This window comes from Haemophilus sp. HN_Hi08, assembly GCF_049824455.1.
GTDB lineage: Bacteria > Pseudomonadota > Gammaproteobacteria > Enterobacterales > Pasteurellaceae > Haemophilus > Haemophilus influenzae_D.
Window position 1 is genome coordinate 214,225 of record NZ_CP187493.1, and the last position, 26,245, is coordinate 240,469.

Annotated in this window: 21 protein-coding genes and 1 pseudogene; 16 read left to right on the top strand and 6 right to left on the bottom strand. The window is 39.3% G+C overall.

What is annotated here, in order from left to right:
* Nucleotides 1-168: 168 nt before the first annotated feature.
* From glpT to glpK, 4 genes are all read left to right on the top strand, one after another.
* On the top strand, nt 169-1,611 hold the full coding sequence (gene glpT / locus ACPT8O_RS01100) for a glycerol-3-phosphate transporter (protein ID WP_005667661.1): 1,443 nt from the start codon (nt 169-171) through the stop codon (nt 1,609-1,611).
* A 102-nt stretch (nt 1,612-1,713) separates the two neighbouring features.
* The gene (gene glpQ / locus ACPT8O_RS01105) at nt 1,714-2,808 is read left to right on the top strand and encodes a glycerophosphodiester phosphodiesterase (RefSeq protein ID WP_021034655.1); all 1,095 of its coding nucleotides are present in this window, start codon (nt 1,714-1,716) and stop codon (nt 2,806-2,808) included.
* Between the two features lie 228 nt (nt 2,809-3,036).
* A complete protein-coding gene (locus tag ACPT8O_RS01110; RefSeq protein ID WP_021034653.1) occupies nt 3,037-3,831 on the top strand; it encodes an MIP/aquaporin family protein in 795 nt (264 codons plus the stop codon).
* 20 nt (nt 3,832-3,851) lie between these two features.
* On the top strand, nt 3,852-5,363 hold the full coding sequence (glpK, locus tag ACPT8O_RS01115; protein WP_005650776.1) for a glycerol kinase GlpK: 1,512 nt from the start codon (nt 3,852-3,854) through the stop codon (nt 5,361-5,363).
* 83 nt (nt 5,364-5,446) lie between these two features.
* Here glpK and gpt read toward each other — a convergent pair whose 3' ends face one another.
* Nucleotides 5,447-5,914: a xanthine phosphoribosyltransferase gene (gene gpt, locus ACPT8O_RS01120; RefSeq protein WP_054249346.1), complete on the bottom strand. Its 468-nt coding sequence runs from the start codon at nt 5,912-5,914 to the stop codon at nt 5,447-5,449.
* A 21-nt stretch (nt 5,915-5,935) separates the two neighbouring features.
* Here gpt and ACPT8O_RS01125 point away from each other — a divergent pair.
* The 3 genes and pseudogenes from ACPT8O_RS01125 to ACPT8O_RS01135 form a co-directional block, all read left to right on the top strand.
* Nucleotides 5,936-6,073, top strand: a pseudogene (locus tag ACPT8O_RS01125) (glycerophosphodiester phosphodiesterase family protein); the annotation flags it as partial.
* A 125-nt stretch (nt 6,074-6,198) separates the two neighbouring features.
* Complete coding sequence (gene hel, locus ACPT8O_RS01130) at nt 6,199-7,023, top strand: lipoprotein e(P4) (protein ID WP_011272171.1); 825 nt, start codon at nt 6,199-6,201, stop codon at nt 7,021-7,023.
* A gap of 166 nt (nt 7,024-7,189) precedes the next feature.
* Nucleotides 7,190-7,873, top strand: coding sequence for an rRNA large subunit pseudouridine synthase E (locus ACPT8O_RS01135; RefSeq protein ID WP_021034650.1), 684 nt, complete (start codon nt 7,190-7,192; stop codon nt 7,871-7,873).
* 63 nt (nt 7,874-7,936) lie between these two features.
* Here the strand turns inward: ACPT8O_RS01135 and ppx are convergent, their stop codons facing one another.
* The 5 genes from ppx to rraB all read right to left on the bottom strand — a co-directional run bounded on the left by ppx (nt 7,937) and on the right by rraB (nt 16,409).
* Nucleotides 7,937-9,466: an exopolyphosphatase gene (gene ppx, locus ACPT8O_RS01140; RefSeq protein WP_021034649.1), complete on the bottom strand. Its 1,530-nt coding sequence runs from the start codon at nt 9,464-9,466 to the stop codon at nt 7,937-7,939.
* Between the two features lie 7 nt (nt 9,467-9,473).
* Nucleotides 9,474-13,370, bottom strand: a complete 3,897-nt coding sequence (locus ACPT8O_RS01145) for an autotransporter assembly complex protein TamB (protein ID WP_021034648.1) — start codon at nt 13,368-13,370, stop codon at nt 9,474-9,476.
* 9 nt (nt 13,371-13,379) lie between these two features.
* Nucleotides 13,380-15,116, bottom strand: a complete 1,737-nt coding sequence (locus ACPT8O_RS01150; RefSeq protein ID WP_021034647.1) for an autotransporter assembly complex protein TamA — start codon at nt 15,114-15,116, stop codon at nt 13,380-13,382.
* Between the two features lie 147 nt (nt 15,117-15,263).
* Nucleotides 15,264-15,824: a peptidylprolyl isomerase gene (gene slyD, locus ACPT8O_RS01155; RefSeq protein WP_021034646.1), complete on the bottom strand. Its 561-nt coding sequence runs from the start codon at nt 15,822-15,824 to the stop codon at nt 15,264-15,266.
* A gap of 78 nt (nt 15,825-15,902) precedes the next feature.
* Nucleotides 15,903-16,409: a ribonuclease E inhibitor RraB gene (gene rraB, locus ACPT8O_RS01160; RefSeq protein WP_041175270.1), complete on the bottom strand. Its 507-nt coding sequence runs from the start codon at nt 16,407-16,409 to the stop codon at nt 15,903-15,905.
* A gap of 108 nt (nt 16,410-16,517) precedes the next feature.
* On the opposite strand from rraB, the gene truD reads away from it, so the two are divergent.
* From truD to mutS, 9 genes are all read left to right on the top strand, one after another.
* On the top strand, nt 16,518-17,537 hold the full coding sequence (gene truD, locus ACPT8O_RS01165) for a tRNA pseudouridine(13) synthase TruD (protein ID WP_021034644.1): 1,020 nt from the start codon (nt 16,518-16,520) through the stop codon (nt 17,535-17,537).
* A 9-nt stretch (nt 17,538-17,546) separates the two neighbouring features.
* Nucleotides 17,547-18,296, top strand: a complete 750-nt coding sequence (gene surE / locus ACPT8O_RS01170) for a 5'/3'-nucleotidase SurE (RefSeq protein WP_021034643.1) — start codon at nt 17,547-17,549, stop codon at nt 18,294-18,296.
* An 8-nt stretch (nt 18,297-18,304) separates the two neighbouring features.
* Complete coding sequence (locus tag ACPT8O_RS01175; RefSeq protein WP_041175269.1) at nt 18,305-18,883, top strand: YqaA family protein; 579 nt, start codon at nt 18,305-18,307, stop codon at nt 18,881-18,883.
* An 8-nt stretch (nt 18,884-18,891) separates the two neighbouring features.
* On the top strand, nt 18,892-19,077 hold the full coding sequence (locus ACPT8O_RS01180) for a hypothetical protein (RefSeq protein ID WP_005654318.1): 186 nt from the start codon (nt 18,892-18,894) through the stop codon (nt 19,075-19,077).
* A 23-nt stretch (nt 19,078-19,100) separates the two neighbouring features.
* A complete protein-coding gene (gene nlpD / locus ACPT8O_RS01185; RefSeq protein WP_021034641.1) occupies nt 19,101-20,318 on the top strand; it encodes a murein hydrolase activator NlpD in 1,218 nt (405 codons plus the stop codon).
* A gap of 199 nt (nt 20,319-20,517) precedes the next feature.
* On the top strand, nt 20,518-20,598 hold the full coding sequence (tnaC, locus tag ACPT8O_RS01190; protein ID WP_074031114.1) for a tryptophanase leader peptide: 81 nt from the start codon (nt 20,518-20,520) through the stop codon (nt 20,596-20,598).
* Between the two features lie 87 nt (nt 20,599-20,685).
* On the top strand, nt 20,686-22,104 hold the full coding sequence (tnaA, locus tag ACPT8O_RS01195; protein WP_021034640.1) for a tryptophanase: 1,419 nt from the start codon (nt 20,686-20,688) through the stop codon (nt 22,102-22,104).
* An 83-nt stretch (nt 22,105-22,187) separates the two neighbouring features.
* Nucleotides 22,188-23,420, top strand: coding sequence for an aromatic amino acid transporter (locus tag ACPT8O_RS01200; RefSeq protein WP_005671879.1), 1,233 nt, complete (start codon nt 22,188-22,190; stop codon nt 23,418-23,420).
* Between the two features lie 140 nt (nt 23,421-23,560).
* Entirely contained in the window at nt 23,561-26,146 is a 2,586-nt protein-coding gene (mutS, locus tag ACPT8O_RS01205) for a DNA mismatch repair protein MutS (RefSeq protein ID WP_021034639.1), read from the top strand.
* Nucleotides 26,147-26,245 lie beyond the last annotated feature (99 nt).

The window sequence follows — 26,245 nt, forward strand, 5'->3', positions numbered from 1 at the left end:
AATAATTTTCGCATTCGCTCAAGCGGTGTAAAAATTTTGTGAAACACTTCAAATTTTTGATTTTTTTTACTTTCTTATTTTTTATTTTCTTTTATGATTCACAAATCCCTTACTGTTTCAAAAGGGGAAATTTAGATGACACATAATTAAAAAGTTGGAGAAAAAATTATGTTTGGACCATTCAAACCCGCTCCGCATATTGCGGAACTTCCAGCGGAAAAAATTGATTCCACGTATAAACGCTTACGTTGGCAAGTGTTTGCAGGGATCTTCTTCGGTTATGCTGCATATTATTTTGTGCGTGCAAACTTTGACTTAGCACAACCAGGTTTAATTCAAGCTGGCTTGTACTCAAAAGCGGAACTAGGTGTTATCGGCTCAGCGGCTGGTCTTGCTTACGGTTTATCAAAATTCGTTATGGCAGGTATGTCTGACCGCTCTAACCCTCGTGTATTCTTACCGTTTGGTTTATTGCTCTCTGGTTTATGTATGACCTTAATGGGTCTATTCCCATGGGCAACTTCAGGCATTGCCATTATGTGGGTAATGATCTTCTTAAATGGTTGGTTCCAAGGTATGGGTTGGCCTCCATGTGGTCGTACTATGGTGCATTGGTGGTCTAAATCTGAACGTGGTTCTATCGTGTCAATTTGGAATACGGCGCACAATATCGGCGGTATGGTGCCGGGTGCGATGGTGCTATTAGCAAGTGCAATTTTCTTCAGCACTCACGGTATTGAAGCGCAGGCGAAAGATGTTTGGCAACAATCATTATACTTCCCAGGTATTGCTGCAATGATCTGTGCAATTCCTGTGTACTTCGTGATGCGTGATACGCCACAATCTTGTGGTTTACCATCAATCGAAAAATGGCGTAATGACTACCCAGATGACTATAACGAAAAAACTTACGAAAACGATTTAACTGCAAAAGAAATCTTTGTCACTTATGTATTAAAAAACAAATTGTTATGGTACATCGCACTGGCTAACGTATTTGTATATTTAATTCGCTATGGCGTATTAAAATGGTCTCCGGTTTACTTAAGTGAAGTAAAACACTTCAACATCAAAGGTACCGCATGGGCATACACAATCTATGAATTAGCAGCGGTTCCAGGTACGTTATTATGTGGTTGGGTATCAGATAAAGTATTCAAAGGTAAACGTGGTTTAACTGGTTTCATCTTCATGATCTTAACCACTGCAGCAGTTGTTGCATACTGGATGAATCCTGCGACACCAGAAGCTGAATTAGCGAACTACAGCGCATGGTATCAAAACCCATACCAATTAACTGACTTCGTATTAATGACTTTAATCGGTTTCTTAATCTATGGTCCTGTAATGTTAATCGGTTTACATGCGCTTGAGTTAGCACCGAAAAAAGCAGCAGGTACTGCAGCAGGTTTCACCGGTTTATTCGGTTACTTAGGTGGTACAGTTTCTGCATCAGCAGTTATCGGTTGGGCTGCTCAACATTATGGATGGGACGGTGGTTTCTTCGTCATGATCGGCGGTGGTGTATTAGCAGTGTTATTACTCTTAATCGTAATGGTTGAAGAAGGAAAACACAAAGCGAAATTAGGCGATACTTACGGTACTAAATAATTAGCTTAAAAAAGGCGACGGGCAAATTGCTTAGTCGCCTTTTTTGTAACTAAAATCTAAAAACCTCATAAAAATTTACCGCACTCTTAAGGAGAGATACTTATGAAACTTAAAACTTTAGCACTTTCTTTATTAGCAACTGGCGTACTTGCAGGTTGCAGCAGCCATTCATCAAGTATGGCAAATACCCAAATGAAATCACACAAAATTATCATTGCTCACCGTGGTGCTAGCGGTTATTTACCAGAGCATACGTTAGAATCTAAAGCACTTGCGTTTGCACAACACGCAGATTATTTAGAGCAAGATTTAGCAATGACTAAAGATGGTCGTTTAGTGGTTATTCACGATCACTTTTTAGATGGCTTGACTGATGTAGCAAAAAAATTCCCACATCGTCACCGTAAAGATGGTCGTTACTATGTCATCGACTTTACCTTAAAAGAAATTCAAAGTTTAGAAATAACAGAAAACTTTGAAACCAAAGATGGCAAACAGACACAAGTTTATCCTAATCGTTTCCCCCTTTGGCAATCCCATTTCCGTATTCACACCTTTGAAGATGAAATTGAATTTATTCAAGGTTTAGAAAAATCGACGGGCAAAAAAGTAGGGATTTATCCAGAAATCAAAGCACCTTGGTTCCACCATCAAAATGGCAAAGATATTGCTGCTGAAACGCTCAAAGTGTTAAAAAAATATGGCTATGATAAGAAAACCGATATGGTTTACTTACAAACTTTCGATTTTAATGAATTAAAACGTATCAAAACGGAATTACTTCCACAAATGGGTATGGATTTGAAATTAGTTCAATTAATTGCTTATACAGATTGGAAAGAAACACAAGAAAAAGATTCAAAGGGTTATTGGGTAAACTATAATTACGATTGGATGTTTAAACCTGGTGCAATGGCAAAAGTGGTTAAATATGCCGATGGTGTTGGCCCAGGTTGGTATATGTTAGTTAATAAAGAAGAATCCAAACCTGATAATATTGTGTACACTCCGTTGGTAAAAGAACTTGCACAATATAATGTGGAAGTGCATCCTTACACCGTGCGTAAAGATGCACTACCTGCGTTTTTCACAGACGTAAATCAAATGTATGATGCCTTATTGAATAAATCAGGGGCAACAGGTGTATTTACTGATTTCCCAGATACTGGCGTGGAATTCTTAAAAGGAATAAAATAATTTCTATTATAACCGTAGGTAAACATACCCACGGTTAACTAGGTTTCTATATCGTAGAAACTAAAAATCTACTCTAACAGAGTAACATCATAATCAATCTAGGTGTTCTAACCTAGAATTCAAATAAGGAGGCTATTTCAAAACACTCCGTATTCTTTTTTAATAAATTCTTCCCCTTTACTTAGGGAAAACACTCTTCATTTCAACCGCACTTCTAAGGAGTGATCTATGGATAAATCATTAAAAGCGAACTGTATTGGCGAGTTTTTAGGTACAGCCTTATTGATTTTCTTTGGTGTGGGCTGCGTTGCAGCACTAAAAGTAGCAGGCGCTAGTTTTGGCTTGTGGGAAATCAGCATTATGTGGGGGATGGGCGTTGCACTTGCAGTATATGCAACAGCGGGGTTATCTGGTGCACATTTAAACCCTGCAGTAACCATTGCCCTTTGGAAATTTGCTTGCTTTGATGGCAAAAAAGTAATTCCTTACATCATTTCACAAATGCTCGGCGCATTCTTTGCTGCCGCATTAGTTTATGCCTTATACCGCAATGTTTTTATCGATTATGAAACAGCCCACAATATTGTTCGTGGTACACAAGAAAGTTTAAGCCTTGCGGGTACATTCTCCACTTATCCTCATCCAAGTTTAAGCATTGGTGGCGCCTTTGCTGTGGAATTCGTGATTACTGCAATTCTTATGGCATTAATTATGGCATTAACTGACGATGGAAACGGAGTACCTCGTGGTCCACTTGCCCCATTATTAATCGGTATCTTGATAGCCGTTATTGGTGGTGCTATGGGACCATTAACTGGTTTTGCCATGAATCCAGCACGTGACTTCGGACCAAAATTCTTTGCTTATCTCGCTGGCTGGGGCGAACTCGCTTTAACTGGCGGACGCGAAGTCCCTTATTTTATCGTTCCAATGGTTGCACCTGTTTTAGGCACATTAGCTGGTGCATGGTTATACAAAAAAGCAATTGGCGGCAATTTACCTTGTAATTGCGGCTGCGAATAATTATTTGAAGGAGTAATACTATGACAGACAAAAAATACATCATTGCATTAGACCAAGGCACAACAAGCTCTCGCGCAGTATTATTAGATCATAATGCGAATGTGGTTGAAATTGCACAACGTGAATTTACCCAAATCTACCCTCGAGCTGGTTGGGTAGAACATAACCCAATGGAAATTTGGGCAACTCAAAGCTCAACCTTAAACGAAGTCGTTGCAAAATCGGGCATTACATCTGATGAAATCGCTGCTATCGGTATCACCAACCAACGTGAAACCACCATTGTATGGGAAAAATCAACGGGTACACCTGTTTACAACGCTATCGTTTGGCAATGCCGCCGTACTGCAGACATTACCGATAAATTAAAAGCCGATGGCTATGAAGAATATATTCGTAATACCACAGGCTTAGTGGTTGACCCTTACTTCTCTGGTACAAAAGTAAAATGGATTTTGGATAACGTTGAAGGCGCACGAGAAAAAGCTGAACGAGGCGAATTATTATTTGGTACCGTTGATACTTGGCTTGTATGGAAATTGACTCAAGGCCGAGTGCACGTAACCGATTATACCAACGCATCTCGTACCATGTTATTTAACATCCATACTAAACAATGGGATGACAAGATGCTTGAAATCTTGAATATTCCTCGTTCAATATTACCTGAAGTACGTAATTCTTCTGAAATTTACGGCCAAACCAATATCGGTGGTAAAGGTGGTGTGCGTATTCCTGTTGCAGGGATTGCTGGTGACCAACAAGCCGCTCTTTACGGACATCTTTGCGTACATGCAGGCCAAGCCAAAAACACTTACGGCACAGGTTGCTTTATGTTACTCCACACGGGTAACAAAGCTATTACATCCAAAAATGGACTACTCACAACCATTGCTTGTAATGCAAAAGGCGAACCAGAATATGCCTTAGAAGGTTCAGTATTTATCGCGGGTGCATCAATCCAATGGCTCCGTGATGAACTCAAAATTGTTCACGATAGTTTTGACTCTGAATACTTTGCACAAAAAGTGACTGATAGTAATGGCGTATATGTTGTTCCAGCTTTCACAGGCTTAGGTGCACCATATTGGGATCCATATGCGCGCGGTGCGATTTTTGGTCTTTCTCGCGGTGCAAACTGTAATCATATTGTTCGAGCAACCTTACAATCTATTGCTTACCAAACCCGTGATGTCTTAGAGGCTATGCAATCAGATTCGGGTGAACGATTACAATATCTCCGTGTAGATGGTGGTGCGACAAACAATAACTTCTTAATGCAATTCCAAGCTGACATTTTAGATGTAAATGTAGAGCGCCCAGTTGTGAAAGAAGTGACCGCTCTAGGTGCAGCTTATCTTGCTGGTTTAGCAACAGGCTTCTGGAAAGATTTAGACGAGCTTCGCGATAAAGCCCGTGTAGAACGCACTTTCAGCCCAGACAGCGACAATGAAAAACGTGAACGTCGCTACAAAGGCTGGAAAAAAGCAGTTAAACGCTCATTAGAATGGGCAAAAGAAGATGAAGAATAATTTATAAATTAATTCTCATACAAAAAGAGCGGTCAAAACTTCTTTTATTTTGACCGCTCTTTTATTCTGTATCTGTATAAAAATTATTTTCTAGAGAGAGGTGGCACAAAGGTTAAACCTAAATCCCAAGGTTGCTCAATCCAAGTGTTTTGTGGAATATCAATCACGTAATCATCTACTAATTCCGTACCTGCAGGTTTTGCAAATACAGTGACAAATTTTGCATTAGGGTACATTTGACGAATCGCACGCGCAGTATTACCCGTATCAACTAAATCATCTACCACGATAAATCCTTCGCCACCATTTGGCACTTGGGCTGCATGAAGAACTTGTAGTTCTCCCTGGTTGTTATGATCGTGATAACTTGCGATACAAACGGTTTCAATATGACGAAGACCCAATTCACGAGCCAATACAGCCGCTGGAAATAAACCACCGCGACTCACCGCAATAATACCTTTCCATTGAGAAGCTGGAAGTAAACGTTCTGATAATTTTCGGGCATGCATTTGAAACATATCCCAAGTTACCACATATTTTTCGCTCATAATTGCACCTTAGTTTAAATTTTGCGTAAAGATGCACTACCCGCGTTTTTCACAGACGTAAATAAAATGTATGATGCCTTATTGAATAAATCAGGGGTAACAGGTGTATTTACTGATTTCCCAGATACTTGCGTGGAATTCTTAAAAGGAATAAAATAATTTCTATTATAACCGTAGGTAAGTTTACTTACGGTTATTAATGCCGTCTATGATGAAATTATCTTTTCAATTGAAAAGTGTTTTTCAGAAAGACTTACTATATCCTTAATGAATAGGAACATAATATGAAAACAACGTTAAAAATGACCGCACTTACGGCTCTTTCTGCTCTTGTCTTAGCTGGCTGTGGTGCACACCAAATGAAATCAGAAGAACAAGCAAATATGCAATTACAACAACAAGCTGTTCTTGGCTTAAACTGGATGCAAGATTCTGGCGAATATAAAGCATTAGCTTATCAAGCGTACAATGCGGCAAAAGTTGCATTTGATCACGCAAAAGTGGCAAAAGGTAAGAAAAAAGCGGTTGTGGCTGATTTAGATGAAACTATGTTAGACAACAGCCCTTATGCTGGCTGGCAAGTTCAAAATAACAAACCATTCGATGGTAAAGATTGGACTCGTTGGGTAGACGCACGTCAATCTCGTGCTGTTCCGGGTGCGGTAGAATTTAATAATTATGTAAACAGCCACAAAGGTAAAGTGTTCTACGTAACAAACCGCAAAGACAGCTCTGAAAAAGCAGGCACTATTGATGATATGAAACGCTTAGGTTTCAATGGCGTGGAAGAATCTGCATTTTATTTGAAAAAAGACAAATCAGCTAAAGCGGCTCGTTTTGCAGAAATTGAAAAACAAGGCTATGAAATCGTACTTTATGTAGGCGATAACTTAGATGACTTCGGTAATACCGTATATGGCAAATTAAACGCTGACCGCCGTGCATTCGTTGATCAAAACCAAGGCAAATTTGGTAAAACTTTCATCATGTTACCTAACGCAAACTACGGTGGCTGGGAAGGCGGTTTAGCTGAAGGGTATTTCAAAAAAGATACACAAGGCCAAATCAAAGCTCGTTTAGATGCAGTACAAGCTTGGGATGGTAAATAATTTTCCATTAAAAAAACCAATTTAAATATAATTTAGTTTGGGGCTAAGCTCAGTTTTTACTGGCTTAGCCTTTTTAGTTTTTCAGGTTCACTCAAGTAATCATCATTACTACAGGCTGAAGTTTTGTTATGATGTTACAAATCTTTCAAAATAGAAATCTAATTCAATGAAGAAGAATTTTTCAGTGGGGAAATTGCCGTTTAAAGGAAAAAGTGCGGTTAATTTTCACCGCACTTTTAAACCAAAATTAAAACCCAAAACGTTGTCGTTGGATGAAACCAAAGTTGTGTTATTCAATAAACCTTTTGATGTACTCACGCAATTTACCGACGAACAAGGGCGTGCCACTTTAAAAGATTTTATCTCAATTCCAAATGTTTATGCGGCAGGTCGATTAGATAGAGACAGTGAAGGGTTACTGATTTTAACCAATAATGGCGAATTACAACATCGTTTATCAGATCCCAAATTTAAAACAGAAAAAACCTATTGGGTGCAAGTGGAAGGTATCCCTGAAGAAACCGATTTAGCACAACTCAGAAAGGGTGTAGAACTCAAAGATGGTATGACTAAACAGGCTCAAGTGCGGTTAATTTCAGAGCCAGATTTATGGCAACGCAATCCGCCTATCCGAGAGAGAAAAAATATTCCCACAAGCTGGTTAGAAATTAAAATTAGTGAAGGGCGCAACCGCCAAGTGCGGAGAATGACTGCGCATATTGGCTTCCCCACCTTACGATTAGTGAGAGTAAGTCAGGGCTCATTATCTATTGATGGATTAGCAAATGGCTCATTTAGATTATTATCATTGGATGAAATAAAAGTATTATTTCAGACCGTCAAATTATAAAAATAGGGCAAGTATTTCGTTTGCCCTAAATTTTTCGCTCATAAACATTAAGCAGAAAGATAATTAATAAAAAACTAAACTGCTTTCAAACTCTTTCAGAAGATTACTTTCAGCTCGCAATTCATTCCAAATTAACGGGTTACGGTCTAAGTATCCGCTTTCAAAATTCAATGTCCAATCATCTAAAGTGCGGAGCGTTTCAAGGGTGAAATTTTTTGCTGTTTCTGTTGCTTGACGGGATTTATTGAGAATAACCGCAAGACGAAGCAATCGCATTAAAGCCATCACATCTTGCTCGCTATAACGTGCAAATTTAAAAAATTCAGCAGGTTTAATCGTGCCAATATGCCAACGTACTAACGCGGTAAGCAAACGTTGCTGTTCACGATCAAACCCAGGTAATTCCATATTTTGTAAGATATACGCTGAATGTTTTTGTAAACCTTTGTGATTAATCACAATGCCTACTTCATGCAAGCGCGCTGCCCAAAGCAGGATTTCGCGCATTTCTTCAATAAATTCTGTCGATTGCCAATTTTGATATTGCGCGCTGAGTAAATTTGCACTATCCGCAACGCGATGAGCTTGGGCTTGGTCAATATTGAATTGTTCACTTAATCCCCAAGCTGTGCGTGCTCGAATATCTGCAACTTGGAAGTTTTTCTCAAGACTGTAAATGACACCTTCACGCAATGCACCGTCAGAATAGCGCATTTGTTGAATATGAAAGACTTCAAATACCGCACTTAAAATCGCTAAACCCGGTACAAAAACATCTATGCGGTCTTGGTTTAAACCGTTAATATTTAGCTCAGTAAAATGCTTCGCTTGTAGCGTTTGCTCAATTAAAGCATTTAATCGCTCGGCTGTAATGGTTCCATTTGGATCAAGATTAGTCGAAATGACTTGCGCTACAGTTTTAATCGTCCCCGATGAACCTAGCACAGATTGCCAACCTAATTTGCGATATTCAAAGCCTAAATCTTCGATTTTATTGACCGCACTTTGACGCGCGCGTTGAAAGTTTTCTGGAGAAATGACGCCATCGGTAAAAAATTGAGTCGCAAAACTCACACATCCCATGTGGCGGCTTTCAGCCATAAGCGGTGTGAAATCATCGCCGATGATCATTTCTGTCGAACCACCACCAATATCTATAACAAGCTTTCTGCCTTTTTCTGGTTGAGTATGGCATACGCCTGCGTAGATGGTTTTAGCTTCCGTTTGCCCACTAATAATATTAATGGGATAGGGGAAAACTTTGGCTGCTTGACGTAAAAATTCATCATTATTGATGGCTCTGCGTAAGGTATAAGTGCCAACTACATTGACATTTTCAACGGAAAAACCTTGTAAACGTTCAGCAAATAAGGCTAAGCAATTCACGCCACGCGTGATAGCCTCTTGATTAAGCACGGCATTTTCGTCTAAACCTTCCGCGAGTTTAACTTTTTGTTTTAAGCGCGAAAGCACTTGGATTGAGCCGTTTACAATGCGTGCAACAATCATATGAAAGCTGTTTGAGCCAAGATCAATCGCGGCAATTTCACGTACATTGCCACGATGCTTGGGTTCTAAAATAACGTCATTCATAACATTCCTAAAATTCAAATTTATAAAGCAAATCAAACACTTGGTTTGTGCTAGAAACGGATTGAAAATAAAGCTGTGGCATTAGGCGATAACGTAAGGTGACTTCTGCTAAACCATCAAATAAACCTACGCCATATTTTATTTGTAAGCGATTGGTAATATTTCCACTTACTGTAACCTTAGATTTATCGCCCACGCCAGATGTACCAAGGTTTAAGTCTTGAATACCAAAAACTTCGCCAATACTGCCCACTAATTTACCGCTCTTTGAAATGCCTAAACCAATCAATGCTGCGCCAATCGAACCACTGGAGCCAGCTTCACCGCTACTTTCTAACGAACGACCTGTTAATAAATAAGAAAGTGCTTGATCTTGTGGTTTGCTTGGTTCACTGAAAATAGTGACTTCTGGGCTATCGGCTATGCCAATCACTCTCACTCCAGCAGTAATTTTGCTGTCTTCCATTGTTTCAGGATTACGAATAGCCTCAATATTCAACGTAGGTTGTGCCGCTTGCCCAGAAAAACTAATAAGCCCTTTACGAATGAGTAAATCTTGTCCGAAAGAAGCATAGCGACCTTTGGTTAAATTGATTTGCCCGAATAAACCTAAATTGCCTTTGTCTTGTTTCACAGAAAGTAAACCATCAAGATTGGTTTTTAAGCCATAGGCATCAAGGCTGACGTCTTTACCAATATTGATGCGTAAATCAGAGCGAATATCCATTCCTGATTTCGTTTTTGCGGCAAATTCACGTTTAATCAGTTCTTCTTTGCTCTTGTGCGGGCCGTTTAAAATCACTTCATCTTCGCTGACTGGCTCAGCAGTATCTGGCAGACTGTCAATTTTAATACGCGCCCAAGGAATATCCACTGTTCCGCTTAAATTCAATTCCTTAGGATTGGCTTTTATCGTGATATCTGGACTGAAACGTAGTTTTGCCATAGATGGAATATCCACGTTGAAATTATTTGCTTGCGCATTCAATTCTGTCGTCCAATGTTCAATATTCGCCCAGTTTGCACGTCCAGTTAAGTTTAAGTGACTATCTACTGTTTCGATTTTCCCTTGTAATGTTGAACGGTTACCATTGAAACGTAGGGCAATATCGCCATCTGTAATATTGACTGGCATAGATTTCAATTTGGTACGAATATTACGAATATTGAAGTCACCATTTAATAATGGTTTCTCTAAATTCCCGCCGAAACTCAACTTCGAGACTACCTTACCATTCACTGATTCACCGCTAGTAAGTAGCTGATTTGCGATCGACAAGTTTAATCGTTCTATCGCAAGGGTTCCGCCAAGTTGGCGAGTTTTAACAAAATCATTTAAACGAATATCGCCTACAATTCTGCCTTGATTATGCAAATTGATGTCTGTTTTTAAAACCAAATTATTATTTTGAATGTCGGCATTAAGGGTTAATTTTGGAATATCTAATTTAAACGTGCGGTAATCCAATTTTTGAGAGAAAGCTAAATGATTGCCATCTACTTTTGTGCTAAATTGGAATGGTTTATCCGTAAACCAAGCCACATTACCTTGCGCTTGCAAGTTTCCTTTGAGGCTATCTTGTTCGATAAGTTTATTCATTAAATCTAAATTAACACGTTTGAATTGGAAAGGAATATTGCCTTGCTTGCCTGCATTGAATGTTTGGGGGAAACATAATTCTACATCTGTATTTTGCCAGCAATGTGCGGCAATATTGGCTTGTGTTTGTTTGTTATCGTAAGACACCGCAATCGCTTGGTTGGATTTTACATCGCCAATCGGGGTATCGAATTTTGCTTGTGAAAGTGTGCCTTTCCACTGTTCCAAAGTGCGGTCAAAATGGCCGTTAATTTGTAAATTTGCAGCAACTGGCTCGCCTTGAGATTTTAGGATTAGTTTGTGATTTTGTTCATCGCCTGATAAATCAAGATCAAGTAAATGGAGTTTAATATTTTCGCCATAATGAAGTTGTTCTGATTTAATATTCAATTTTCCACTCGAGAGTGGGGTATTGTTTATATGACCTTTTATACTTGCTTTAGCTAACTGAAAACCTTGTAAATGTAAATTGGATGAAGTTAAATCAAGATCAAGATTAGGTGTCGTAATTTGACCAGAAATCGATACACGACCTTTTACTCGCCCTTTTAAATCTGACCATAAACCACGTAAATTTGGTGCATCTATATCTAGCACAAAATCAGAATGATCATCTAATACGCCACTGGCTTTAAGATAATTTTCGCCATATCTAATCTGTAAATCAGGCACGGTTAGAAGTACCTTTTGATTAAGCGTTGCAGAACCTTTTAAACTGATAGGTTTTGCAGAAAGCGTTCCGTTTAAATCGGCTACTGGCACTTCCACTTGCCAACCTTGAGAGTCCGCAAAACCGCGAGAATGTAATTTACCCGATAATATTGCAGGCATAACTGGAACAAAAAAACCAATATTCATTTTTTCTAAATCGGCTTGAATATCCCAGTTTGCACCATTTTTCCAATTCGCATTACCCACAAATTCACTTTTACCGTCTAATGAAGCTATCCCCAATTTATTTACGGTGACTTCATAAAGTTTACCGTCGGTATTAAGTTCTACTTGAGATGCGGGAATATAATTCATTCCTGCTACATTGCCCTTAAGTTCAGCGTGATAATTTAGTAAATCCCCCGTGAGCTTAAGCGTCACATCATTAATTTTGAGTGGCGTCATTGTGTTTACAAAAGCGTATTGTCCTTTTGCCACGTTTAATGTGAGGTTTAAAGGCATTTTGTCTTGTGCTAATTGCACGTCGCCATTCAGTTCAGCATCTAATACACCTTTTGTTTTTAAAGAAAGTGCGGTGGATTTTTTCAATGATCCCGAAAGCGTAAGATCCACATCACTCTCTGGCAGAATTTCTTTTTCATCGGATTTCAACGGCTCCAAATGGGATTTTAAGGTTAAATCGAGAGACATATCGCCATCAAGTTGTAATTTACCTTGTGAATAAAGATTACCGAGCGAGCTTTCTACCGCTAATTTTTGTAATTGCAGTTGGTTATCGACGGTATCCGCCTGTGCAATCAGGCTTGGGATTTCAATAGATTGAAGCGTTTCGCCTTTTTCATTGACTGCTTGATACTGCCAGTTTTTGCCTGAAATTTCAGGAATATGTAAATCAAAAGGAAGAATGATTTCTGATACATTGCCTAAAAAAGCGGGCGTTAAAGATTGCTCAATCGCAGCCCAATCTACAGGCTTATTCGGCTGTTCGGCTTTCGCCTCTGATTTAACTTCAGGCAATTTTTTTGCAATCACTGAAATATCGTTAATTTCAGTCGGTGCAATAGTTAAGCCTTTTTCATTATTTAAACTTACCGCACTTTTAAAATTTCCAAGCGTAATATTAGTCTGATCAACATTTACGGATAAATCTTGCACCACTAAATTTTCTGCATTGATACTAATTGGCAAGGAAATGCGCTTCATCGGGCTAGACTTTGAATCATCAGGCGTTGATGGCGGTAACAATGCGGTATTAATCGCAATCGTCGGTTTATTTAAGGTAAAGTCACGTAAACAAACTTCACGTGAAAGCAAACAACCGAAATCAAGCTGTAAACGAGCTTGTGCAATATGTGTATCAATCCCAGCAGTTTGGTATCGAACATTATTTAGCACTAAGCCATTTTGTAATCCGCCTTCAATTTGCTCAACGGAAAAACTATCGAGCATTTTGTCGGCTAGTTGAATTAAACTTTTTTGTCCCGCATCGAAAGAGAGCGCACCAGCAACACCTAAAACAGGTATAAAAATGACCGCACTTCCAATACAAATAACTTTGCGTACCCAGTGTTTTTTATTTGCTTGTTTTGGTGCTTTTGGTGAAGTATCTGATGGTTGTAGTTGTTTTGTCATAAATTCACCTTAAATTTCTGTACCAAGTCCAATGTAAAATTGAATATTTTTGCTGTTATCTTTATCGCGAATGGGTGTGGCAATATCAAATTTAATCGCGCCCACTGGCGATGCCCAACGCACACCAACGCCTGCGCCATAACGCAGCTCTTTTGCTGTGTAATCATTGGCTGCTAATCCGCTATCTGCGAAGGTTGCCGCCCACCAATTCGGATAAACTTGATATTGATATTCTAAAGAACCTGTCAGCAAACGTGAGCCACCCACCAATTTCCCATTTTTATTTTTAGGCGCAATTTTTTTATAGCCATAACCGCGTACACTACGATCGCCGCCAGCAAAGAAACGCAGTGTAGGCGGAATTTTTTCAATATCTTTTGTATGTAAATACCCGATTTCAGCACGAGCAACGATACGATGATTTTCTGCATAAGTACGAATCCACGCGCTTGATGCTTGCACTTTTATAAAAGAAGATTCTGATAGCCAAATTCGTTTGCTTAAATCAAAAGTAATTTTTTGCACATCGCCCCAAGTGGCAAAGGAACCACCACGTAATCGAGTGCGAGTAAATCCAACAGTTGGATAAAGAAGTAAGGTTTTATCAGTGATATCCGCTTGTGTAAAACTATCGTATCTTGCACGAAGTCCGCCAAAATATTGCCAACCACGCGCATTATTCCAATAACGTAACGCTGACAACGTAAGTGCTCTCGTATTGGTATCGTTCTCTTTTTCCCCTTCCCAACCGACGGCAAAATCATAGTAATAATTTAATGGATTTTTCAGCAACGGTATTCGATAAGTGGCTTCTAGAGTTTGTTTCGGTGCAGAGAGATAAAGATTTGAACGCAAACTATGTCCACGGCTATTAATCCAAGGTTTTGTCCAGCCAATTTGTCCGTGTACACCGCCATCAGTGGCAAAGCCCACACCGAGTTCCATCGCATTTTTTTTACGTGGATAAAGAATGATGTCTATATCTACCGTTTTACTTTTATGATTGATATTAGGTTGAACTAAAACTGAATTAAACCAATTTGAAGATGAAAAATCGCTAGTTAAATCCGACAAATTATTCATTAAATATGGATCGCCAGATTTTATGTTAAGAATATTATTGAGATAATCGTCGCGGATTTGTGAATGGCTAAAAGTTATATTGCCATAATGATAACGAACGCCGCTATCAAATAACATTCGCCACCATGCTTGATGGGTTTCTGGGCTAATTTCTAAACGTGAAATTTTAAATTCCCCATCAAAATATCCTCGATTTAATGCTAAACGTGAAATTGCTGTTTTGTAATCATCGTAAGTTTGGTGTTCAACCAAAACGCCATCTTTCGGTAAGTTTTTACGCAATGCATTAAAATTTTCATCTTGTGCCGCTTCTCCCTCAATTTGTACATCAGTGCCTGCAATTTTTGTTGGCTCGCCTGGTGTAACCTGTGCAATCAATAAATCGCGTTTGCCTTGACGCTGTTTTCGTTCAAAACGCACGGAAGAATCATAATAACCAAACACACGCAAACCACGATCCACGGCTTTGGTTACCAAATGTTGATAGCGTTCGGAGCCATCCATTTCTTCTTTATTGATCAAATTAACATTGAGATCCGTATTACGAACAGCACGGAAACCACGAATGCCTTGAACTTCAATATCAACGGTTTGTTCAGCAAATGCGGGAAAGCAATTTAATGCTAAAAAAAGTGCGGTGAGTTTTAGCAGTGTTTTATTCATTTTAGGACTAAACGTTTTGAATGTATTGCCCTATAGTCTACCGAGAAGTTCGACAGGATCCAAGATTTTCAACAGATTTTGTCTGGTTTTAATAAAGAAATACCGCACTTCATTGCTAAAGTGCGGTAAATTTTTGAGCTGTTTTAATTAGTGACCGCCACAACCACAGCTGCCGTGATTATGTTCGTGATGATGACCGCCACAGCCACAACCGTGGCCTTCTTCGTCATCATCGTGGCTGTGCGCACCGTGAACGTGACCGTGTGCGATTTCTTCTAACGTTGCCTCACGTGTTGCGACAACTTCAACGGTGAAGTGTAATTCTTTACCCGCTAACATGTGATTTCCATCAACTACAACTTCATCGCCATCGATTTCAGTAATCACTACTGGAACTGGGCCAATGTCAGTATCCGCTAAGAAACGCATGCCCACTTCAAGTTCATCGGCACCTTGGAATACATCTTTTGGTACACGTTGAACCATATTTTCGCTGTATGCACCGTAACCTTCTTCAGGTTGAACGCGTACTTCAAATTTGTCGCCTACTTCTTTACCTTCAAGTGCTTTTTCAAGACCGATTACTAAATTATTGTGACCTTGTAAATATTCTAGTGGTTGATTCGCTGGTGCTTCATCGACCAATACGCCATCTTGTGTGCGAACTTGGTAAGCAATGCTCACCACTACATTTTTTGCTACTTTCATTATGTTTTCCTTATAAAAATCCGTTAAAAAAGCCGTATCATTGTAACGAAAATTATTCCGCGCGCAAGGCTTTAAGGATTAATGCACACGAGTCTCTTCTTCTTCATCATCATCAAAAAATTCCCCATCATCGCCGTATTCATCGTCATCATCATCAAAAAATTCCACATCATCTCCGTATTCATCGTCATCATCATCAAAAAATTCCACATCATCGCCGTATTCATCGTGATCAGCATTTGGGTTTTCAAAATAAGTTCCCCAACCATCATAAATGCCTTTATGTTTTTCTAATAATGGAAGGATTTTTTTTTGTTGAGCATCAATAATTTCCGCTTTTAATTCTACTTCACTGATAATGTCAAAGCAGAAAATTGGGCTGCCATCATCATCTTTAAATTCTTCTGCTTCGGACACTTCATAACCAGCTTTAAACGCATCTACGGCGATTTTTTCTAACAAATCAAAATCGTAGTGCGCGATGTGATGCTCAATAATATAAAGGGCATTTGGATCACTGCCATCATTCAGTAAATCTTCGATAATTTCACGGGTTTCTGCTTGTAACTCTGCCAATTTTGACATAATAAAATCCTTCAACAAGAACAAAAGTGCGGTTATTTTAGTGGATAAATCACGAAAAGTCGCATAAAATTTCGCACAATTATTTTCTATAAAAAAGACCCCTTAACTATGCTCGAACAACTCCCTTATTTGGCATTAAAAACACTGCCAAAAACCACCGCACTTTTAAAGGCTGAATGCGCGGATTTTATTGTAAAAGAGCATTTGGGCTATGAAATGTCAGGCGATGGAGAGTTTGTTGCGTTGTATGTACGCAAAACAGATTGCAACACCTTATTTGTTGGCGAAAAATTAGCTAAATTTGCCGGTGTTTCTGAACGCAATATGGGATATGCGGGGTTGAAAGATCGTCGAGCAGTAACAGAACAATGGTTTTGTTTACAAATGCCTGGAATGGAAACGCCCGATTTCAGTCAATTTGAATTAGAGGGCGTAGAGATTTTAACGGTTACTCGACATAACCGAAAAATTCGCACGGGTAGCCTTGAGGGAAATTATTTCGATATTTTATTACGCGGTGCGAAAGAATCTGATGAGCTTAAGGTGCGGTTAGATTTTGTGGCAAATTTTGGTTTCCCCAATTATTTTACGGAACAACGTTTTGGTCGAGATGGTCATAACCTCACGCAAGCATTGCGTTGGGCGCAAGGGGAAATCAAGGTAAAAGATCGCAAAAAACGCAGTTTTTATCTTTCCGCCGCGCGTAGTGAAATTTTTAATTTGGTTGTGGCTGCACGTATTGCAAAGGATGCAACAAATCAAGTTTTGCCAAACGATATTGTGCAATTAGCAGGTTCGCACAGTTGGTTCAAAGCGGATGAAAAAGAAGACTTAACTGCTTTGCAAGTGCGGTTAGAAAATCAAGATATTTTGCTTACTGCTCCTTTAATTGGCGAAGATGTGTTGGCGGCAAGTGATATTGAAAATGAAATTGTGAGCCAACATTCAGCTTTCGATCCTTTAATGAAACAAGAAAGAATGAAGGCAGCACGTCGCCCATTGTTAATGAAAGCAAAAGCGTTTTCTTGGGCATTTGAGCCAGAAGGCTTGCGTTTAAAATTTTATTTGCCTGCAGGCAGTTATGCCACGGCATTAGTTCGTGAGTTAGTAAATTATACAGAAGCATAAGGAAGTACAATGCGAATTTTAGTCAGTAATGATGACGGTTTTCACGCGGAAGGCATTCAAGTTTTAGCAACAGAATTAAGAAAAATTGCAAAAGTCATTGTTGTTGCCCCTGATCGTAATCGAAGTGCAGCATCAAGCTCGCTCACATTAGTGGAGCCACTTCGCCCACGCCATTTAGACAATGGCGATTATTGTGTGAACGGCACACCAGCAGATTGCGTACATTTAGCGTTAAACGGATTTTTATCTGGTCAAGTAGATCTAGTGGTGTCAGGCATTAATGCAGGTTGTAATATGGGCGATGATACGATTTATTCTGGCACTTTGGCTGCTGCCCTTGAGGGGCGTCATTTAGGTTTGCCCGCTATTGCGGTTTCGTTAGATGGTCGTCAGCATTATGAAACAGCAGCGCGAGTGGTATGTGATCTTATTCCTAAATTACAGCATCAATTATTAAACCCTCGTGAAGTGATTAACATCAATGTACCAGACTTACCTTTTGAAGAATTAAAAGGGTATAAAGTATGTCGATTAGGTTATCGTTCATCTTCCGTTGAAGTGATTAAACAAAGAGATCCGCGTGATGAAACCATTTATTGGATTGGTCCTTCAGCATTACCCGAAGATGAAAGCGAGGGAACAGATTTTTATGCCGTGAAGAATGGCTATGTGTCTATTACGCCAATTCAAGCGGATCTTACCGCGCATCATTCATTGCTTTCTTTACAAAATTGGTTAGATCAGGAATTTACCAAATAGAGAAAAATATGAAAATTTTCAGCACGATGTACGATAAAACGATGGAATGGTCAAAACATCGTTTTGCTGTTTTTTGGCTCTCTTTTGTCAGTTTTATCGAGGCTATATTTTTTCCTATTCCGCCCGATGTGATGTTGATCCCAATGTCTATGTCAAAGCCTAAAAGTGCAGTTAAATTTGCATTTTATACGGCAATTGCTTCTGTCATCGGTGGAGTTATTGGTTATGCAATTGGTTTTTATGCAACGGACTGGGTGGAAAACATTGTACAACAATGGGGATATGCTGCGCATTGGGCAAAAGCCGTCAGTTGGTTTAAGCAATGGGGCGTATTAGTTGTGTTTGTGGCAGGTTTTAGCCCAATTCCTTACAAGGTGTTTACGCTCTGCTCTGGCGTGATGCAAATGGCATTTTTCCCTTTTGTCATCACCGCATTTATTTCACGTTTAGCGCGTTTCTTGCTGGTGGCAAAATTAGCCGCGTGGGGCGGGGAGAAATTCGCAGCAAAATTGCGAAAATCTATTGAGATTATTGGCTGGTCAGTGGTTGTACTGGCTATAATCGCTTACTTTATACTGAAAAACTAGGATAGAAAATGAACAAATTAAGTCTTGTTTTAGTAGCTGGATTTCTTTTGGTTGGATGTGCATCAGAACCAGTTAAAGATCCAGATGCATTACCAAATGGCATTATGCAACCAGTAGAAGGCACAGGTGCTGTTGCTGGCGGTAGTTTTATGCCAGAAATTCAAAAAAATACGATACCAACACAAATGAAATAATAACGGAACAATAAGGAATAACTATGAACAAATCGTTTCTCTTACTCCCTTTAAGTCTTGTTGTATTATCGGCTTGTACCTCTAATTCTCCTGCACCTATTTCTGATGCAGATGGAAATCTTTCCCCTAGTGTAGTGCAATCTGTAAATGGCAGTAATGTAGGTGGTGCTTGGCAACCTGAAATTCAAAAAAATTCATTACCTACAATGGGAAATATGGCCACGCCACAACCAAATTTTCAACCGATTAATCAACAACCAGCAATGCCAACAGCACCTGCGCAACCTGCATTTCAACCCTCTCCGAAAACGGTAGTTAGCGCGCCGACAGTACAAACAAAAACAGTTACCAAAACAATTGCTGATTGTGTAGATGGACAGCATATTAATATCCCACGTAATCCAAATACCAATGCGCCAGATTACAGCAAAATTTCAAAAGGCTCTTACAAAGGCAATACCTATAAAGTAAACAAAGGCGATACAATGTTCTTGATTGCTTACTTAGCAGGAATTGATGTAAAAGAATTGGCAGCGTTGAATAACCTATCCGAACCTTATAATTTAAGTTTAGGGCAAGTTTTAAAGATTTCTAATTGTGGCACAAAAACGGTTACTACAACGGTTTCTGTAAAACAACCTGCAGTCACGGCATCAACAGCAATGCCAGCTAAACCAGCCGTCACTTATACTCCAGGCGCAAACGGTACTCAAATAGGATCTGACGGTACTATTATTGGCCCCATTAAATCAGAGGCTGGCATATCGTCTAGTGTATCTGTGGCAACTTCATCAACACAGGTTACATCATCTGTAAATAATGCGAATAGCACACCGATTAATGCAAATGTCGTTGCACCAATCGCCTCAAATGTTGCGTGGCAATGGCCGACTTCAGGTAATATTATTCAAGGTTTCTCAAGCACAGATGGCGGTAACAAAGGGATTGATATTAGCGGTTCACGAGGACAAGCTGTAAAAGCGGCTGCAGCAGGGCGAATAGTGTATGCTGGCAATGCTTTACGTGGTTACGGTAATTTAATCATCATCAAACATAATGATGATTTCTTAAGTGCTTATGCGCATAACGATAAAATTCTTGTCGCCGATCAACAAGAAGTCAAAGCAGGTCAAGACATCGCAAAAATGGGTAGCTCTGGTACAAATACCGTGAAACTCCACTTTGAAATTCGCTACAAAGGCAAATCAGTAGATCCAGTGCGTTATCTACCAAAACGTTAAGATCTCTGTAAAAAATGCGGTAAAAAATCTCAACAAATTTTTACCGCACTTTTTTATTAAAAATATTCTGTGAGGAGTATCACAAAATAAAAAAATAATAGATGACAATATTAAATTTTATATTATTCTGATAATGCTTCGTAGTTAGAAGTCAGTGTTAAGTTTTATTAAGTTTCTCTTCTCTTAAAAGGAGTTTAATATGCTCAACTTGCTCTCTCCTAACCAAACTTGGGTTCTTGTTGATCCAAGATTATCTTTTTATTTTCCCATAATTTATTAATCCTTTCTTATTAACCATCAAAGTGTTTTCATTTTAGAAAATCATTTTTTATTTAAGCTAAGCAAATTAATTTTTGGGGATTTTGCTATGGAAAATTTTAAACATTTACCTGAACCTTTCCGCATTCGTGTTATTGAACCAGTAAAAAGAACTACTCGTGAGTATCGTGAGCAAGCGATCTTAAAATCAGGCATGAATCCATTTTTATTGGATAGTGAAGATATTTTCATTGACTTACTCACAGATAGCGGTACTGGCGCTGTTACACAAGATATGCAAGCTGCAATGTTACGTGGCGATGAAGCCTATAGTGGCAGTCGCAGTTATTATGCGTTAGCTAAAGCAGTGAAAGATATTTTTGGTTATGAATATACAATTCCTACTCATCAAGGCCGCGGTGCTGAACAAATTTATATTCCAGTATTGATTGCTAAACGTGAACGTGAGAAAGGTTTAGATCGCAGCAAAATGGTGGTTTTCTCTAACTATTTCTTTGATACCACACAAGGACATAGCCAAATTAATGGAGCAACGGTTCGCAATGTTTATATAAAAGAGGCATTTGATACAACAGCAAAACATCCATTTAAGGGTAATTTCGATTTAGAAAAATTAGAAAAAGGCATTCAAGAAGTGGGAGCACATAATGTACCTTACATTGTATGTACCATTACTTGTAACTCTGCGGGTGGTCAGCCAGTTTCTATTGCAAACTTAAAAGGCATGTATGAAATTGCGCGTAAATACGATATTCCAGTCATCATGGATTCAGCTCGTTTTGCAGAAAACGCCTATTTTGTTCAACAACGTGAAGAAGCTTATAAAGACTGGACTATTGGACAAATTACTTACGAAAGCTATCGCTATGCTGATGGTTTAGCGATGTCCGCCAAAAAAGATGCTATGGTGCCAATGGGAGGTATTTTAGCGTTTAAAGATAAATCAATGGAGGAAGTCTATCACGAATGTAGAACGCTTTGTGTTGTGCAAGAAGGGTTCCCTACTTATGGGGGGTTAGAAGGGGGGGCAATGGAACGCTTGGCTGTTGGCTTGCATGATGGTATGCGCCAAGAATGGCTGGCTTATCGTATCGCGCAAATTGAATATTTGGTTGCAGGCTTAGAAAAAATTGGTGTGCCTTGCCAACAACCAGGTGGCCACGCAGCGTTCGTAGATGCAGGTAAATTATTACCACATATTCCAGCCGACCAATTCCCAGCACAAGCACTTTCTTGCGAACTTTATAAAGTTGCAGGTATAAGAGCGGTAGAAATTGGCTCATTTTTATTAGGACGAGATCCGAAGACGGGTAAACAACTACCATGTCCAGCGGAGCTTTTACGCTTAACTATACCACGTGCAACTTATACGCAAACGCATATGGATTTCATTATTGAGGCATTCCAAAAAGTGAAAGAAAATGCAGAGAATATTAAGGGCTTAACCTTTACTTATGAACCAAAAGTTCTCCGCCACTTTACGGCACGTTTAAAAGAAGTTGAATAATATCACGAAAAATGCAGTTCATTTTGAACTGCATTTTTTTATCAACAGCTAACTCAATAATTTGTTATTGATAAGGATGTTCTATGAAAAAACAACCTTCCATCTTTGGTGGTGCGTGTATTATTGCTAGTGTTTGTGTTGGGGCAGGAATGCTTGGTTTGCCGACATCTGGCGCGGGTGCTTGGACAATATGGTCAGTATTAGTAATTTGCTTAACAATGATAGTCATGACATTGTCAGGCTGGTTATTACTTGAGGCCTACTCTACTTATGATTTAAGAGCTTCATTTAGTACTGTAACTAAAGATATGCTCGGTTCAACTGTCAATTCTATTAATAATCTTGCGGTATATTTTGTCGGGGGTATTTTACTTTATGCTTATACCACTGCATCTGGCGGTATACTAGAAAACCTTATTAAACCGTGGATTGATTTTGGTTCATCTACATTGGCAATTTGTTCCACTGTATTTGTATTAGTCTTTTCCTTCTTTGTTTGGCACTCCACTCGCATTGTAGACAGAATATCTGTTTTATTGATTGTATGCATGGGTTTTACTTTTATTTTTAGTACTTATGGATTAGCAACTAATATTAGTTTAGACACTTTATTAGATATTGGTGGAAAGGAGACAAATTATGCAAAATATGCGGTAGGAATGTTTCCCGTTGCATTAACATCTTTTGGTTATCATCATTCTGTTTGTACGATGCGAGCTTACTATGGGGAAGAAAAAAAAGCAAAATACGCTATCTTAGGTGGAACAGCAATTGCTCTTACGCTTTATTTACTTTGGATTTTCTCTATTTTTGGCAACTTACCGCGAGATCAATTTGCTCCAGTAATTGCCAGTGATGGTAATTTAGATATTTTACTTAACACATTAGGTGGAGTAATCGAATCTAACACGGTTAAACAAATGATTAATGCCTTTTCTATCGCCGCAATTTTATCATCTTTTATTGGCGTAGGATTAGGCGTATTTGATTATTTGGCTGATTTCTTTAAATTTGATAATTGTAAAATTGGACGAACAAAGTCATGGGCTGTGACTTTCCTACCTCCACTAATTATGTCAATTTTATTTCCATTGGGTTTCTTAAAAGCTATTGGGTATGCTGGTGCGGTAGCTACGATTTGGACAAGTATAATTCCTGCTCTTCTTGCCTATAAATCCCGCAAAATAAATACAGCTGCAACATTCCGAGTGTGTGGTGGAAATGGCTTAATAATCTTTATTGCATTATTTGGTGTTTTTGTAGCTATTTTCCATTTTCTTGCAATGTTTGGCTGCTTACCTTTCTTTAAGTTCTAAGGGGAAAATATCAATTTTAAGTGCGGTAAAAAATCTCAACAAATTTTTACCGCACTTTTTTATCTGGCTTTTTCCCCTTTCGGCACCTAAAATAGCCGCCACAAAACCTATCTTTATTCAGTTTCAAAGCAGGTAATTAGATGATTTCCGAAGAAAATTTCCAACAGCACACGCCAATGATGCAACAATATCTAAAACTCAAAGCAGAGAATCCAGATATTTTGTTGTTTTATCGCATGGGGGATTTTTACGAGTTGTTTTATGACGATGCGAAAAAAGCGGCGGCATTGTTGGATATTTCTTTGACGAAACGAGGGCAATCTGCAGGACAGCCCATTCCAATGGCAGGAATGCCTTATCACGCGGTGGAAGGTTATTTAGCAAAATTAGTGCAGTTAGGCGAATCTGTGGCGATTTGTGAACAGATTGGTGATCCATCTACAAGCAAAGGACCTGTAGAACGTCAAATTGTGCGAATTGTTACGCCCGGTACGGTCAGTGATGAAGCACTGTTGCCTGAACGCCAAGACAATCTGATTGCTGCGGTATATCAAGAAAAAGAAAAATTTGGATTAGCCACTTTAGATATGACTTCTGGGCGTTTTCAGCTTTGTGAACCTGCAGATAAAGAAACATTGCGTGCGGAATTGCAACGTATTGTGCCTGTAGAATTGCTGTATTGTGAAGAATTTAATGAAATGGCAGCCATAGAACATTGTAAAGGATTACGCCGTCGCCCGATTTGGGAATTTGAACTTAGCACTGCCATTACGTTATTAAATCGTCAATTTGGCACAAAAGATTTACGCGCCTTTGGTGTAGAAAAATCCCCTCTCGGCTTAAGTGCGGCAGGTTGTTTATTGCAATATGCAAAAGAAACCCAACGTACCGCATTACCTCATATTCAAAGCATTAGCTTAATTCAAAACCAAGACTGCATTCAGTTAGATGCTGCCACTCGCAGAAATCTTGAATTGACGCAAAATCTTGCGGGTGGCACAGAAAATACGCTAGCGTCTGTCTTGGATAAATGCGTTACGCCAATGGGCAGTCGTTTGCTGAAACGTTGGATTCATCAGCCTATTCGTGATGTGGAAAAATTAAAACAACGCCAACAAGCGATTGCGGAAATTCTGAATTTTGATTTAGTCGATGAACTCCAACCTTATTTGCAATTAGTCGGCGATATGGAACGTATTTTAGCGCGTGTTGCTCTGCGTTCTGCTCGCCCTCGTGATCTTACTCGCTTACGCACAGCCTTAGAACAAATTCCTGCATTACGTACGATTGTGCAACAAAAAACACCGCTATTTTTAACCGCACTTTTCAGCCAAATTGCCGATTTCAGCGAGCAATGTGATTTATTGCAACGTGCATTGATTGAAACGCCTCCGCTTTTAATTCGCGATGGCGGTGTGATTGCTGAAGGTTACAATACTGAGTTAGATGAATGGCGTATGCTGTCTGATGGTGCAACGCAATATTTGGAAAATCTTGAAAAAAGAGAACGTGAAAACACTGGCATTGACACCTTAAAAATCGGTTTTAATGCAGTGCATGGTTATTACATTCAAATTAGCCAAGGCCAAGCACATAAAGCACCCATTCATTATGTACGTCGCCAAACCTTGAAAAATGCAGAGCGTTACATTATTCCTGAGCTCAAAGAATATGAAGACAAAGTACTGAAATCGAAAGGTGCAGCGTTAGCATTAGAAAAGCAGCTTTACGATGAATTATTTGATTTATTATTACCGCACTTAGGTGCGTTACAGCTGGCTAGCCTTGCACTTTCTGAATTGGATGTATTGGTCAATCTTGCGGAGCGGGCAGACACCCTCAATTACGTTATGCCAACATTCTGTGATGAAGTGAGTGTGAAAATTGAAAATGGTCGCCATCCTGTCGTGGAACAAGTATTGAAAGATCCTTTCATCGCCAACCCTGTGGAGTTAAATCACAATCGTCATTTGTTAGTTATTACCGGGCCAAATATGGGTGGTAAAAGTACTTATATGCGTCAAACCGCATTAATTACATTGCTTGCGTATATCGGCAGCTTTGTGCCAGCAGACAACGCACGAATTGGGCCGATTGATCGTATTTTTACTCGAATTGGTGCGTCTGATGATTTAGCCTCGGGGCGTTCAACCTTTATGGTGGAAATGACCGAAATGGCAAATATTCTTCATCAAGCTACAGCGCAAAGTCTCGTGCTTATTGATGAAATTGGTCGTGGCACATCCACTTATGATGGCTTATCCTTAGCTTGGGCTTGTGCAGAATGGTTAGCCAAAAAAATCCGCTCGCTTACATTATTTGCCACCCATTATTTTGAATTAACCGCATTGCCAGAACAGCTCGAAGGCATAGTCAATATTCATTTAGATGCCCTTGAGCATAACAACAGCATCGCCTTTATGCACGCTGTACAAGATGGCGCAGCAAGTAAAAGTTATGGTTTGGCGGTGGCAGCTTTGGCAGGCGTGCCACAATCTGTTATTAAACTAGCAAAACAGAAATTGACGCAATTAGAAAAAACATCAGGCCATTCAGCTGATCAGCAAATTCAGGCGTTGCGTGAAGCCAATCACAATCAGGGCGAATTATTGTTTGAACAAGAAACGGATGCACTAAGAGAGGCAATCGAAAAACTTGATCCTGATGATTTAAGCCCTAAACAAGCATTGGCATATTTGTATCAGTTAAAGAAAATGGTGGGGTAAATATTATATCCCAGCGATAAGTTCAAAGGCTTGCGGTGCTTTATCCACCATACGCAATGATAAAGAGGTGTGTACACTGGATTTTGCTGGTGGATTGTT